Below are 13,091 nucleotides of genomic sequence, written 5' to 3' on the forward strand. Positions count from 1 at the left end.
CTTTGTTGCGGATCAAAGCTGTGGCGGGCGGCAGGGAAAATCAAGGAACTCACTCACATGCCGCCGTCCGGGCGCTCAGTGTGGATACGCGCGGGGAATTCGGGTGGAGGCCAGCGGCAGACCGGCATACACATCGAACCCGCCGCCGGCACCGGCGATCAGGACGCTGCGGGCCGGGGCCAGAGCGGCAAAGAGCGGCGGGACAGACAGCGAGAACATGCCTGGTTCCACCGACAGCGGGGCAGGGCTCATCACCGCTCAATGATCAGACAAGGACGCAACCCACGTTTGTATGTCCAAGATCGAGCACGCTCTTCTGGCTCCCCTCTAGTCAAGGGGTCGTGGCGAGGATTGTTCTACCCTGGGGGCAGGGGGTTTGGCACGGTCCAGGGTCTCAAGGGTTACGTCACCAACCTCGACGCGACCGCCGAATTCGTCACCTCGCGGAGGCTTCACACGAGGGTTGCGGGCACCGGCCAACGCGACATTCGATAGGGCAGCGTCGTGGCATGGTCCCCTACGCGCAACAGCAACCCTTCGGCCAACAGCGTATCGGTCGCGTCCCGCTCGGTGGACTCCAGGCCGGTCAGCGACCTCGGCTGGAGATAATGCGTGAAGGCGATGATGAGCGCAGGATCGTCGAGGATGAAGTTCGCGGAAGCCTCAGCGTTCCGGACATCCTTGATCTGGATGAATGCCGGCCCCTTCCGGAAGTAGCACAGGCCCACCCGGAAGGTGGCTTGCCACTCGTCGATTCGCGAACCGACGCCGGTCGGTGGAGGGAGATGGTGCAACGCGGTCACGTCCATCGTGTCGACGAGTTCGCCTCGCCACTGTGTAATGACGCCCTCCGACAGGCGGTCGCGCAGCAGACCTATGAACCGAAGCGTTGGCTCGGGGCGCTCTCCCAACCTGATCACTTCGCTGGCGTCGGGGGTCATGCCGAGACTCCTTCCTGCGCCGATTGGCAGGGGCGGACCTTTTGGGGAACGTCGGTGGTCGCCAACGACACCCAGGCGTCTCCGTCGTGGAAGACCAGGCCGGCCGTCAGGCAACTCTGCAACCAGGCGCCGACCACGTCGCGCTCGACGCTGTGCCCACGCTCGCTCAGATGGGTGACCAAGCCTTTGAGGCTTCGGCGTCCACTCAGGGCGCGGTAAGCGTCCGCGTGCCAGCCGGTGAGCCGGTGCTCGGCCGGCGGCCAGCCCGCCCGTCGGTCAGCCACCAGGATTTCGGAGCCCTGATCATCGGCGACCAGGGCTGAGTTCGGATAGTCGCGCTGCCAACGCTCTATCGCCTCCATCAACGCCTGCGCCACCGCCGCGGTGATTCCGGCGTCGTCGCAGTCGAAGAAATATACGAGGTCGGCCAGCTCGGCCTCCGGCAGGTCATAGATGTGTCGGCAGAACTTGGCCGGCTCACGGCGGGTGAAACCCAGCCCGGGGCGTTCGAAGTATGGGCTGAACCGTTCCATGATAATTCGATCGGAGTAGCTCGGCGGCTGGAGGTGAACCAACGCGGGAATCTGCTCGATAACACTCCAGTAGTCCTCGGGAAGCTCGCCCGGGAACCCGTAGAGGTAGTTCCATTCACAGGTAACGTGATTGTTTTCGCAGTCCCGCAGAAGCCGTACGTTGGTCGCGCCGTCGACCCCTTTGTCCATGAGCTTCAGCACGTGGCCGTTCAGACTCTCGATCCCAGGTTGGAGCAGCATGACTCCGGCCGAGCTCAACGCCTCGATCTGCGCACTCTTCAGGTTTGACTTGATCTCGTAGAAGACCCGCAGATCCCAATCAGTCTCGATCATGCGAGGGAGCAGGGTCTTGAAGTATTCCATGTCTAGAATGTTGTCGACCGCGACTACGTCAAGGATCTGGTGACGCGCGATCAACGTGCTTAGCTCGGTCCAGAACTGATCGGCCGACTTGCTCCGAAATCCCATCAGCGAGCCGTTGAGTCCGCAAAAGGTGCAATGATGCTTTTCACCCCACCAACAGCCCCGCGAGCTCTCGATCACCAACTCGGGTGAGACGTAGGGGCGCAGCGGTGAGCGCTCGAGCACCTCCCGCCAGCCGTCATAGTCCGGCACCGGCACGATTTCCTGCGGAACGCTCCGGGTAGCCTGCGCGTTGGCCACCGAACGGTCGCCGTCCCACCAGCACAACCCCGGAATGTCGGCGTACCCGCCGCCGGCTTCGATCCTCTCGAGAAGCGCGGGGAATACTCGTTCGCCTTCGCCGCGGACGGCGAAGTCAATGAATGTGAAGTTCCGGTGCAGCGCGTGCCCCATCGGTCCGTCGCAGTTGGCGCCACCGAACACGATTATCAGATCGGGTCGGACCTTCTTGAGTCGGCGGGCGAGCGCGAGACTCGGCACGTTCTGCATGAAGGTGCTGGAGAAGCCGACGATGTCCGGATCGAAGGCGCATACCTCTGCTGTTGCCGTTTCCAGGTAGTCTTCGGTGCCGGCGTGCATCCCCAGCACGGTGTCGACGTCGAAGCCGAAGTTCGTGGCGGTCTCCCGCAGCTCCTTGACCTTCCGGCCCGGGTCGTCGTAGAGGCTGCCCGTGAATATCAGCTCGCCGATGCCATGAAAGACGCCAGTGTCGGCAATCTTCGTATAGTCCGAGGGCGGCACGCCGTCCCGGGCGAACATGTGTTCGGCCCATCGGATCCCGCCGTGATACTCGGCCACCTCGACGTCGCCGCACTCGCGCTTGACGAGGCTGTGAAGCAATCCGATTGGCAGCGACGGGCGATTGACCGCCTGCCAAGGCATGGCCGCGAGCATGAGCCGCATGAATTGTCCCCTAGGAACGTTTGCCCGACGTGACGCATGGTTGAGATGCCGACGCGTCAACTGAAGTCGAAGTGGTGGACGATTCGACGCGCCGGCATCAGGCGCGGCGCAGGCCTACGACCCCTTCGCACTCCCGGTAGGTTTGCCCATCGTGATCCGAACTGACTTGTGCTTCTTGTCCGGCAGAATGGGTATCTTCTTGATGACCATCGACTCACCTCCTTTCCGTTGACTCGGGCTAGCTGGGCACCGCCTCGATCGCCATGACGTCGTGATCTTCGGACAGGGCGATGATCGACGACAGTTCGAAGCCAGTCGACTTCAGCAGTGCTTCGAATTCGCCCCTGGTGCGCTCTCGGCCACCCGTTGTCACGAGCAATCCGAGATCACCCGTTGTCGTGTACCTGTCCGAGTTGCCTAGCTCGTCCGGCAGCACAAGCTCGATCACGATGAGCACGCCATTCGATGGCATCACGCGCCGGCAGTTCGTGAGGATTTTCGCGGCGTGCGCATCGCTCCAGTCCAGCAGGATGTATTTCAGGATATAGGCGTCGCCGCCCTCAGGAACGTTCTCGAGGAAGTCGCCGGAGACCACATCGCAACGATCTGTCGCGCGAACCCCGGCAAGCCCGGCCGGCATATCGAAGAGGATCCCCCTCAAGGCCGGGTTCGCTCGGAGCAGGCCAGACAGCAGGGCGCCGCGCCCTCCGCCAACGTCAACAACCGTGTGGAAACGCGAACAGTTCAGGCGGGCCAGAACCTCCGACGAGAACGCCGTGCTGGTGTCCCGCGCCGAGGCCTCGTGGTAGGTGGCGGAAAGTTCGGGACGCTGGGCGAGATACTCGAAGGTGGTCATGCCGAAGATATGCTGGAACGCCGGCTGTCCCGTCGCTACGCTGTGCAGCAGGCCGCCCCAGGATCGCCACGAGGCATCGTCGCAGGATGACAGCGTGAGTGCTTTCACCGAACGTGCGGCCTTGGCGCGCAGCGGCCGTCCGAGCGAAGCCAGTCCGAATACCCCCGGCTCCACCTCGGCGACGACTCCGAGATGCGTCAACGCATGCAGCAGCCGAGTCAGCGCGTGGACGTCCGTCCCGGTGGCGGCGGCCAGCTGAGCGCTAGGTTCCGCGCCATCCTCGAGGAGGTCGGCAATACCGAGCCGGGCTGCCGCATAGATGACCTGGGAGAAGCGGAATCCGAAGATCAGCTCGAGCAACTCCGATTCGGCCCGCGCGTCGGAAGCGTCCTCGCTTCCTGAGTCAGAGTGCACGAGCATGCCCCCTACGAATGCCTCGGCTGCGACACTGGTCAACCAGAGACAAGCACGGCCGGCTTTCGTTGCGCTGTCGTCCCGCTGTCGTCCCGGCACGTTACCGCCGAGTCTCCGGCCCGCTGCCGGTGGCCGCATCGTCGCCGTCCTCGCCGACGGTATCGATCGACCCCGCCCGGTCGGCGTGGCGGACGTTGGTCAGCCGGTGGGTGATCAGGATCGTGATGGCCACGCCGCGGCGGTCGCGGATGGCCCTGGAACAGGGCGTCTTCGGCGCACGGGTCCAGGGCGGAGGACGGTTCGTCCATGATGAGCAGGTCGGCGGTGCGCATGAAGCTGCGGGCGGCGGTGATGCGCTGCCACTGCCCGCCGGAGAGGTCCTGCCTGCCGGCGAAGATGCGGTCCAGCAGTGTCTCGTATCCGTTCGGTAGCTCGCGGATCATGTTGTGGGCGACCGCGCGCGCCAAGCACATACGACGGCCGTCCCTCAAAGCCGCCTGACGACGTCACAGAAACGTCCGCGACGACCTACTAGCTAGTGCGGTGTCCACTAATGCGGTGTCCACTAACGCCGGCGCGACCCGTCCCGCCGTCGCCAGGTCCACGCCGACACTGCCCGCTGCGGCCCCCGCGCAGGACCGCTCGCCTGATGCTGGCTCCCCCCGGGAAGGTCTGAATGGATGGTCGAGGGTGCGCCGCCGCTGGTTCCCGAGCCGCCTATACAGAAAATTCGATGGGCTGCCGGGAACCAAACCGCGGTCGCCGCCGACTATTCCCCCGTGTAACACAGGAGCTATAGCCGGCGCCCAGCAGTTCCTGGTCACAGCGCAACGTCGCCATGTGGCCCGGCTGGAGGCGCAGGGCGTTCACCACCGGTGAGGCGGGCGAATGCCGAGTTCGGTCAGTGCACGCGCAACCCGCCTGCCGTCGCGGTGACGGTAGCGGAGGCTGACCCCACTGACGGAGTCCATCCTCGTCTCGACCGCCAGTCCCCGCCGCTTCAGCTCAGCTCCCACACGTTCCGTAGCTTGCGGGGTGTCGCCCCACGAGTACCCGGTCCAAAGCCGGCCCCACCGCCGGCGGTCCACCACGACGAGCGTGCTGAGGCACAGCAGGGCTCCAATCACCAGCCAGACCCCTACCGGCCATCCGGCCAGCACACTGATCGCGTATCCGGTCGCCGCACCGATGAGGCAGAGTGCCGCAACAGCCGCCCCGCCGACCGGGTTGAGCTGGGCGGTACGAAACAGCCGGGAGCGGCGAAGGCGCCGCCTGCCCCACCTGGACGGTCGGTACTCCGCATATCGACGCCGCATCCGTGCCCGCCAATGCTTGAGACGAGACCACCTCTGTCGAGTCGATCCTCTCACCCGATGCGCGGCACGCTGTCATGCCGCCGACCGTGCGCGCCAATCCGGGTACTCGTCACCTGACGGCCGTGAAGCAGGACCACGTGCGTCTCATCAGCCGCGATTCGCGCACTGATCGAGTGCCGGTGCCGCAGCGCTCCTGATTTATCGCAACTGCATGTACGCGCCCCAGGAAACCAGGCGTTGGCCCGGGCGCTCCGCTGCCCACTGCTTCGCTCCGAATCCGATTCGTGTCGATCGAGCCGGTTTGCCGTTGGACTGTACGAGGTGCGCTGTGGAGCGTGAAGCACTCACCGAGCGACCGATGGACCATTGGCGATGCCTCGTGCTTGCTGGTCTCCGCAGTCCAGCAGGCGAGGCCGTCGATGCTTGGAGCGAGCAGTTCGTCGAAGGCGCGCACGTCGGGATCGAGCATGAAAGTAGTCCAGCGAACATAGGCACTCGCAGGCCGGTCACTGAAGGGCCACACAGGACTTCTCCAGGTGTCAGCTGTTGTCTGCGAGGCTGAGCAGGAACGAGCCGCAGCAGCACAACACGATGACGGCCGCGAGTACGCCATACAGGATGTAGGCAGCGGTCAGACCCGGATGCTTCTGCGGCTCGAATCCGATCGCGCCGCCGCCAAACGCCCAAACCGGTGCGGCGTAGTGGATTGTCGGCGCATATTGGGTGTTGTCGACGGCGATCGTGGCCGAACCAAACTTCCACAGGTAAGGCACGAAGATCTCGACCTGGTGGGTGCCCAACGGAATGGGGATTACGTTCTCTCCCCACTTGAGGGCGACCGTGTGTCCGTTGATGACGGCCTTGGGCGCGAACAACGCCAGCATGAACGCCATCCAGTGATACTTCGTGAGAATGCGCAGGTATCCGCCTTGAGGATTGGTCACGATCACGGATCATAGCGGTGGGTCGCACTGGTTGGCGGTGCCGACCGCGAGGCCCGTCGTGGCGGGGGCGTGGCCGGCCGCGGTCGCGGTCTCGGCCGCCAGCAGCCGGTAGCCGTGCTCGCCGAGCACTTCGGTGGCGGGATTCGTACCTGCGCGCACGAGCGCACCTGCGGCTGTCGAGCCCGAAACTTGGCCGAGCGCACATCCCGGTCACCCGTGCGAGGGGCGGTGGGAGAGGCAGTTGATTGCCTGGCGGACGAATGCGTTCTCGCGATCCGCGGCTGGTCGCCTTCTCCCCGGCGATGGTTTCGTTGTGGTCGATGTGTTGCCGGTTCCAGATCTGGCGGCCGGTGTAGCGCGGGATCGCGTCGAACCCCCGGTCGGGGTCGGTGATCGTGTCCAGCAGGTTCGCGGCTTGAGGGCGTTGAGGCCAGGGCAGCCGGCGGGAACAGCCGACGTCGAAGTACTCGGCCACGATCATCCCACGACCAGCGACCCACAGCATCGCTCAGATCATCACCTCGCCGTCGGCTCGAACTTGCGAAGCGCCGAGACTTGTGCGCACATCCTTTCTTACGAAACCGCAACGAGGGGCAGGTCCAGCTCCCGAACTCGTGGCGTACCTCACGCTGGCGCGGTGTCACATACACAGGTTCGGCGGTGACTGATGCCCGACCAGTTACACCATCGGGGAGCCTGGCGCGGATACCCGCGAACGGCATCTTCGGTACCCCGTCGGCAACGAACGGCCCGGCCCGGATCGCGGACGAGCCCGAGTCGCCTACACCTGAAGGAGAAGCTCATGAACCTCGCCCTCTGGATCGTTGCCGGGCTGCTTGCCGCTACGCCAGTGGCCGGCAGCGGGAGGAACTGGCTCAGCACTTCTTCGCCGCCGCCGAACGTGGCGACCTGCGAGCGCTGGAGACGCTCCTGGCCCAGGATGTCGCATTGCACGGCGACGGCGGCCCGCCCTCGGCCGACCGGTCAACGGCCGGGAACGCGTCGCACGGACCTTCCTCGCAGGGATGGCCAAGTTCGCCCGTCTCAACGTGCGGATGCGTGCCACCACGGTCAACGGCCAGCCCGGCGCCGCGGCCTTCGACGCGCACAGCAAGCTCGTCGGCGTCATGGCACTCGACAGCGCAGAGGGTCAGATCCAGACGATCCACTCCATCGTCAACCCCGACAAACTGCAGCACGTCGACCAGGTCAGCGACCTCGGCGTCCTGCTGCGCACCAAGCACACCGGGAACCGCCCAACAAACCCCTGCACTGGAGAGTCTCATGAACGTCGCTCTTTGGATCGTTACCGGCCTGCTGGCGGCAGTGTTGCTGGTCAGCACAGCCAAGATGTTCGTGCCCCGGGAGAAGATGGCCGCCATCGGTGGCGCCGCCGCACAATGGGTCCTGGACTTCAGCCCCGGTGCGCTCAAGGCCATCGGCGCCCTGGAGCTCCTGGCCGCTGCGGGCCTGATCCTGCCCGCCGTCCTCGACCTCGCACCGGTCATGGTGCCGGTGACCGCCACCTGTGTCGCATTGTTGTTCACCGGTGCGGTGATCATGCGCCTTCGCCGTGGCGAGCGGAAGACGATCGTTGGCGACCTGGTCTACCTCGCCCTGGCCATCTTCGTTGCCTGGGGCCGGTTCGGCCCTGAGTCCTTCACCAGCTGAAACTGCCGCGTTTACCGAGCAAACAGCCGGACCCGCAAGCGGACCCGCCAGGCCCTGGCCGAAGCTGCCGCGTTGGTGACCTACTCTCGCAGCCCACTCGGGCGGCACGCATTGGCCCGCGCAATCGGCCGCGAGCCCGCGCTGGCCCATCCCTGGCTCCGTGCACTCGTCACCGCCCTGAACACCGGCTGAACGGTGCTAGCGCGAGACGACGCGTCCAGGGGAGCGAGCAGCTCGGCAGATCCGCATGGGTCAGAATGCTGTGTCATCGAAGCGCCGGCCGCCGTTGGTATCCCGGCGTGTGGGACCTGCCGGGTGGTCATGTTGATGAGGGGGAGGACCCGAAGGAGAGCCGGCTGCGGATTCCTCCCGCCACTGCCAACACCCGGTCCCTATCCCAGGCGTGGGAATCTCGGCCTCGGCGTGATTCAGGTAAGTACGCCGCTGCCCTGACCACGTGCAGCGCGGCAGGAACGCTGGAACTCGTCATACTGGTGCGGTGGAAGCACGGTTCGACCAGGCATCGGCGGAAGCGGCCGAAGCGCACGGCGACTGGGCTACGGCAATCGCCATGGTCAGCGGATTCGCCGAGTGCTACAGCCGTGACCACCACCGGCACAACGCGCACATGTGGCACATGGAGCTCCTCGTGAAAGCCGGGTTCTTGCATGAGTTGGCCGAGCACGCCAAGACCGACGTTCACGCACAGCGCCGGCTGGACAGGTACCTGTATGAGGAAGGCCGCGACAGCGAGCTACGGCAGCGTGGCCAGCGCGGTGACAAGACCGCCTTGTACTTTCTGGTGCGTCTGCTTCGCGCGCGAGGAGAGCAGACGGCCGCCCAACAGGCAGTCGCCGACATCGACCCAACCGACGCCTTCGCCATCGAACTGGCACATCAGCCACTGGCGGGCGGGTAGGGCCGAGAACGAGCTTGTCGTGGCCAGCGGTCGTGGCGCGTGCTCGTTGAGGCACGAACCGCGTGACGTACTCGCTACCGACGCGGATGTGCACGCGCGCGCTGGCCGGCGCTCTAGCCTCGGCTCGGGGTTCGGCGCGGGTTGGCGCCTTTGATGCTCTCGTCGCTGGCGGCGCTCGAACTGGGTCTGCGGGTCCGGTCGCGGTGGTCCAGGCGCTGCTCGACGCGCTCCGTCCGTACGGCACGTGATGGTGCCGACGCACACGCAGGACAGGCCGACGCCGTCAGCGGGCAGCCTCCACCGCCCTGGCGGTACTGCTTGGATAGTGTCATGGGAGACGAGGAACCGCTGTCCGCGGACGAGGTGCTGGACATCGTCGACGAGCAGGACCGGGTCGTCGGGCAGGCGCCGCGGCATGAGGTGTACGCCCGCCGGTTGCGGCACCGGTGCGTGTTCGTGCTGGCACGGGATCCGGCCGGACGTGTCTTCGTACACCGCCGCACGGCGCACAAGCTCGTCTTTCCCTCGCTGTACGACATGTTCGTCGGCGGAGTGGTCGGCGCGGGCGAGTCGTACGACGAGGCCGCATTGCGGGAGGCCGAGGAGGAACTGGGGGTCGCGGGCCTGGCCCGGCCCGAACCCCTGTTCCGGTTCCTCTACGACACACCGGAGCACACCTGGTGGTCGGCGATCTACCAGGTACGGTGCGAGCTGCCAGTGCACCCGCAGGTGGAGGAGGTGGCCTGGCACGCTTTCCTGACTGAGTCGGAGCTGGCGCAGCGCCTCACTGAATGGGAGTGGGTGCCCGACGGCCTGGAAGCCTACCGCCGGCTGCTCGCCAGGCGGGTCATCGAGGACTGGCGCTAACGCTTGTCGAGCCGGGCACCGTCGAGTCGTCGGCGCAACGGGTCGACGTGTTGGGTGGGCTGATCCACGAATACCGCCGCGCTGCTTGACCTCTCGAGCACTCCCGCTGTGCTCGTATCGGGCCTCGTGTTCCCTTGGAGCTGCGACCTCGGTTACCGGACCTGACGGTCGGACTCCTTTGTGGAGGGTCATGACATGCCGAAGGGTACGATCCGAGGGTCGTCGGTGAGGTTCGGCGTCGCGGTGTGCGCCAGGTACGCGTTGTGGAAGGTGCAGTCGCCGGCGCGGAGCGGCACGGTGACCCGCTCCTGCCACGCGAGTTCGGGCGCGAGCCGAAACTGGTGTCGTCGAGCGGATACCGCGCGAGCACCCGCGGCGCATCGGCACCGAGTACCGAACGGATCTCCGCCTGGTAGTCCTGCGCCGTCGTTACCTGCCCGGTGAACTGCTCGATGGCGGCCACGAAGGTGCGGCGCTGGAGACTCTGCTCCAGCGTGCTGCTCGTGAGTCACTGGTGCACAGCGTGCACGTGTCTATCCGTCCGGACAACGTTTCGGCTGACTGCCTGTTACGCGCCGTGGCCGTGGCCGTGGCCGTGGCCGTGGCCGTGGCCGTGGCCGTGGGCAGCGCTGCCGTGGCGCGGCTGAGGCGGTACGTGGTCACCATCTGGGTCGGGTCAAACGACGCGCTTCGGCGGCCGGGCAATTACGGCGGCTTGGTGTCCCTGCGGCTGCTGTTGGGGGCGCGGGCCGCGCGCTCTGGACGGACCGGTGGGTCAGGGAGCGGACCGCAACCTGACCATGGGTCGCAGAGTGTCTAGTACATGAGAGCACCCCGTGTAGTCGTCTTGTTCGCCGCGGTGATCGTGGCCGTCGCATCCGGTGGAGCAGCCGGCGCGTCCCCGGTGGCGGGATGGACCTCGCACGTCAGCGTCGCCGCCTCGTATGGCCAACCGAACACCTACTCCGACCAGCCGGTGGTCAGTGCCGACGGCCGGTACGTTGCGTTCACCTCCGGGGCGTCGAACCTGGTGCCGGGGGACACCAACGGTTCGTTCGACGTGTTTGTCCGGGATACGCGGATGCTCACGACAAGCCGGGTCAGCGTCACCGCCGGCGGTGGTCAGGTGGACAGGATGAGCTACTCGCAGGACATCAGTGCCGACGGCCGGTACGTCGTGTTCGTCTCCATGGGTACGAACATCCTGCCTGGCGATTCCAACCCTGTCGGCAATGTCTATCTTCGGGATCGCGTGACCGGTACCACGGTGCGGGCCACGCCGCCCGCGAGCGCCGCTGGACGGCCCGCTATCAGCGGTGACGGCCGGTACGTCGCCTATGCGACGGCCCGGCCACTACTGTCTGGGGACACCAACCAGCGCGAGGATATCTACGTGTGGGCACGGGAGACCGGGGCCCTGGAACGGGTTAGCGTCTCGACGACCGGTGGCGAGGCGAACCACGGCAGCTACAGTCCCAGCCTCAGCAACGACGGCCGGTTCGTGGCTTTCCACTCGGAGGCTAGCAACCTCGTGCCCCGTCCCGGCTACCCGGCGGCGGTGTTCGTCCGCGACCGGGTAGCCGGCACCACTGATCGGGTCAGCGTGGCCAGCGACGGTACGCCCGCGAACGACGAGAGCGGTGGAGCACGGATCAGCGGTGACGGCCGGTACGTGGTCTTCACGTCGGTCGCGGCGAACCTGGTACCTGTCGACATCGCCCACGAGGATGTGTTCCTCCGCGACCGGTTCGCCGGCACGACGGAGCTGGCGAACCTGGACTCCACCGGCGCCCCGCTCCCGTCCGGCGGTTACGCCGGTGCGGTCAGCGGCGATGGTCGGTACCTCGCCTTCGGCACGCAGACTGGCGCCGTGATGTCTGGCGTCGTGCGCCGCGACCGCCTGACCGGTACGACGATCACGGTCAGTCTCTCCACCGCGGGCGCAGCGGCCAACGGTCACAGCTACTGGCCGAGCATCAGCGCTGACGGCCAGGCGATCGCGTTCCTATCGGCGGCCACCAACCTTGTTCCGCGCGACACCCGCGGCGGAAGCGAAATCTTCCTGCGCCGCTACTGGCGCTGACACACCACCTCGAACCGGCACTGCTCCGCGATCAAGGGCATCCGCATCGATGATCAGGATTTGCCCAGGTTTCCTGGCTCTATGGAGGAGACCGGAAAGGATCGGCTATGCCGAGGCTAGGGACTGGACGGGATCGCCCGATGGTGCTGTGGTGCGCTGTTCTGGCGGCCGTTCTGGTCGGATGTCGGGACGGTTCCTCTGATCCGGGCGTGTCGGAGGGGGCCGCCACCGGATCGGTGCAAGCGACCGCCGTCTGGGTCACCGAGCGTGTGGATGTTGGGGGACACGAACTCAATCTGCTCCGCCGGGGTACTGGGTCGCCGACGATCGTGTTTGAGAACGGGTTGGGCGGCAACCTGGGACCGTGGTTCCAAACCGGTGTCGCTAACGGGTTCTCGTCGGTTCGTACATGTGCCTACGACCGGGTCAACACCGGCGCCAGCGACCGGGACCCGGGCCGGCACACCGGTGAAGACAGCGTCCGTGATCTGCACACGTTGCTCCACGTGGCCGCCGTGCCCGCGCCGTACCTGCTGGTCGGGCACTCGTTCGGAGGGCTGCTGGCGGTTATGTACGCCGGTACCCATCCCGCTGAGGTGGCTGGGCTTGTTCTGCTCGATCCGTCCCTGCCGACCCAGGCCGAGCTTTTCGACCTGCTCCCGAAGCGGGAAAGGGCCGCGGAGATGGCCGACCTGGAGAAGAATCGCGAGAACGTGGACTTCTTCGACACGCTGGAGCAGGCGAAGGCTCTCCTGCCGAGGGTTCCGGACATCCCCGTGCTTGTCCTCGGCGCGACCAACCTGGACGACATCCCGCCGCCAGGGCCGACGGAAGGCTTCTTAGCGGCGAGGAAGAAGGCGTTGCAGGAATTCACGGCAGCACTATCACGAGGCGAGCTACGTTATGTCGCCTCCGGCCACGCCATCCACAGCGCCGAGCCCAAGCTGGTCATCAACGAGATACAGCGAGTGCTCGAAGGCGTGCGTTGAGGCGCAGCGGCAATCCGTAGCACGACAGGGTTTCGTCGGAAGTCGTCCACGCGGCGGGTTGCGCGGGGCACTTACCTGCCGATGTGAGTGAGTCAGCAGGGCCTCGCAGTTCACGATCTGCCATCATCGGCGCGTGGAGCCATACGAGGTGCCGATCGGTAAACGGTACCGAGCCGCCATAGAAGCGCTCGTCCGTCAACTTGCCGACGGCAAATTTGAGGAACTGGTCCGC

Annotated in this window: 14 protein-coding genes and 1 pseudogene; 5 read left to right on the forward strand and 10 right to left on the reverse strand. The window is 66.0% G+C overall.

Translation table 11 applies throughout. The features are described from left to right. Positions 1-75: 75 nt before the first annotated feature. The 9 genes and pseudogenes from V6V89_RS34230 to V6V89_RS34270 all read right to left on the reverse strand — a co-directional run bounded on the left by V6V89_RS34230 (position 76) and on the right by V6V89_RS34270 (position 7,574). Positions 76-219, reverse strand: coding sequence for a hypothetical protein (locus tag V6V89_RS34230; RefSeq protein WP_334623712.1), 144 nt, complete (start codon positions 217-219; stop codon positions 76-78). Positions 220-452: 233 nt separating this feature from the next. Next, entirely contained in the window at positions 453-941 is a 489-nt protein-coding gene (locus tag V6V89_RS34235; RefSeq protein WP_334623713.1) for a DUF5825 family protein, read from the reverse strand. Further along, on the reverse strand, positions 938-2,800 hold the full coding sequence (locus V6V89_RS34240; protein ID WP_334623714.1) for a RiPP maturation radical SAM C-methyltransferase: 1,863 nt from the start codon (positions 2,798-2,800) through the stop codon (positions 938-940). Before V6V89_RS34240 ends, V6V89_RS34235 begins: the two co-directional genes overlap by 4 nt. A gap of 238 nt (positions 2,801-3,038) precedes the next feature. Continuing rightward, positions 3,039-4,076, reverse strand: a complete 1,038-nt coding sequence (locus tag V6V89_RS34245; protein ID WP_334623715.1) for a methyltransferase — start codon at positions 4,074-4,076, stop codon at positions 3,039-3,041. A 169-nt stretch (positions 4,077-4,245) separates the two neighbouring features. Then, positions 4,246-4,534: pseudogene (locus V6V89_RS34250) on the reverse strand (ATP-binding cassette domain-containing protein); the annotation flags it as partial. A gap of 402 nt (positions 4,535-4,936) precedes the next feature. Continuing rightward, entirely contained in the window at positions 4,937-5,386 is a 450-nt protein-coding gene (locus tag V6V89_RS34255; protein ID WP_334623716.1) for a hypothetical protein, read from the reverse strand. Positions 5,387-5,925: 539 nt separating this feature from the next. Further along, on the reverse strand, positions 5,926-6,330 hold the full coding sequence (locus tag V6V89_RS34260; protein WP_334623717.1) for a hypothetical protein: 405 nt from the start codon (positions 6,328-6,330) through the stop codon (positions 5,926-5,928). 9 nt (positions 6,331-6,339) lie between these two features. Further along, a complete protein-coding gene (locus V6V89_RS34265; protein ID WP_334623718.1) occupies positions 6,340-6,489 on the reverse strand; it encodes a hypothetical protein in 150 nt (49 codons plus the stop codon). A gap of 716 nt (positions 6,490-7,205) precedes the next feature. Beyond that, entirely contained in the window at positions 7,206-7,574 is a 369-nt protein-coding gene (locus V6V89_RS34270; protein ID WP_334623719.1) for a hypothetical protein, read from the reverse strand. Positions 7,575-7,614: 40 nt separating this feature from the next. Between V6V89_RS34270 and V6V89_RS34275 the strand changes: the two genes are divergently transcribed. The 3 genes from V6V89_RS34275 (at position 7,615) to V6V89_RS34285 (ending at position 9,787) form a co-directional block, all read left to right on the forward strand. Then, on the forward strand, positions 7,615-8,001 hold the full coding sequence (locus V6V89_RS34275) for a DoxX family protein (RefSeq protein WP_334623720.1): 387 nt from the start codon (positions 7,615-7,617) through the stop codon (positions 7,999-8,001). Between the two features lie 499 nt (positions 8,002-8,500). Beyond that, positions 8,501-8,920, forward strand: coding sequence for a hypothetical protein (locus V6V89_RS34280; RefSeq protein WP_334623721.1), 420 nt, complete (start codon positions 8,501-8,503; stop codon positions 8,918-8,920). 330 nt (positions 8,921-9,250) lie between these two features. Next, positions 9,251-9,787, forward strand: coding sequence for an NUDIX domain-containing protein (locus tag V6V89_RS34285; RefSeq protein ID WP_334623722.1), 537 nt, complete (start codon positions 9,251-9,253; stop codon positions 9,785-9,787). Between the two features lie 188 nt (positions 9,788-9,975). Here the strand turns inward: V6V89_RS34285 and V6V89_RS34290 are convergent, their stop codons facing one another. After that, a complete protein-coding gene (locus V6V89_RS34290) occupies positions 9,976-10,299 on the reverse strand; it encodes a phytanoyl-CoA dioxygenase family protein (protein ID WP_334623723.1) in 324 nt (107 codons plus the stop codon). Positions 10,300-10,610: 311 nt separating this feature from the next. Here V6V89_RS34290 and V6V89_RS34295 point away from each other — a divergent pair, with 311 nt between their 5' ends. Beyond that, the gene (locus V6V89_RS34295; protein WP_334623724.1) at positions 10,611-11,870 is read left to right on the forward strand and encodes a hypothetical protein; all 1,260 of its coding nucleotides are present in this window, start codon (positions 10,611-10,613) and stop codon (positions 11,868-11,870) included. Between the two features lie 209 nt (positions 11,871-12,079). Then, positions 12,080-12,859: an alpha/beta fold hydrolase gene (locus V6V89_RS34300; protein WP_334623725.1), complete on the forward strand. Its 780-nt coding sequence runs from the start codon at positions 12,080-12,082 to the stop codon at positions 12,857-12,859. Positions 12,860-13,091 lie beyond the last annotated feature (232 nt).

The organism is Micromonospora sp. CPCC 206061 (assembly GCF_036906915.1).
In the GTDB taxonomy this organism is placed as follows: domain Bacteria; phylum Actinomycetota; class Actinomycetes; order Mycobacteriales; family Micromonosporaceae; genus Phytohabitans.

Excerpts from the sequence above, each read along its gene's own strand:
- V6V89_RS34285 (WP_334623722.1), top strand. The coding sequence starts at position 9,251 with ATGGGAGACGAGGAACCGCTGTCCGCGGACGAGGTGCTGGACATCGTC.
- V6V89_RS34235 (WP_334623713.1), bottom strand. The coding sequence starts at position 941 with ATGACCCCCGACGCCAGCGAAGTGATCAGGTTGGGAGAGCGCCCCGAG.
- V6V89_RS34255 (WP_334623716.1), bottom strand. The coding sequence starts at position 5,386 with ATGCGGCGTCGATATGCGGAGTACCGACCGTCCAGGTGGGGCAGGCGG.
- V6V89_RS34275 (WP_334623720.1), top strand. The coding sequence starts at position 7,615 with ATGAACGTCGCTCTTTGGATCGTTACCGGCCTGCTGGCGGCAGTGTTG.
- V6V89_RS34230 (WP_334623712.1), bottom strand. The coding sequence starts at position 219 with ATGTTCTCGCTGTCTGTCCCGCCGCTCTTTGCCGCTCTGGCCCCGGCC.
- V6V89_RS34240 (WP_334623714.1), bottom strand. The coding sequence starts at position 2,800 with ATGCGGCTCATGCTCGCGGCCATGCCTTGGCAGGCGGTCAATCGCCCG.
- V6V89_RS34245 (WP_334623715.1), bottom strand. The coding sequence starts at position 4,076 with ATGCTCGTGCACTCTGACTCAGGAAGCGAGGACGCTTCCGACGCGCGG.
- V6V89_RS34295 (WP_334623724.1), top strand. The coding sequence starts at position 10,611 with ATGAGAGCACCCCGTGTAGTCGTCTTGTTCGCCGCGGTGATCGTGGCC.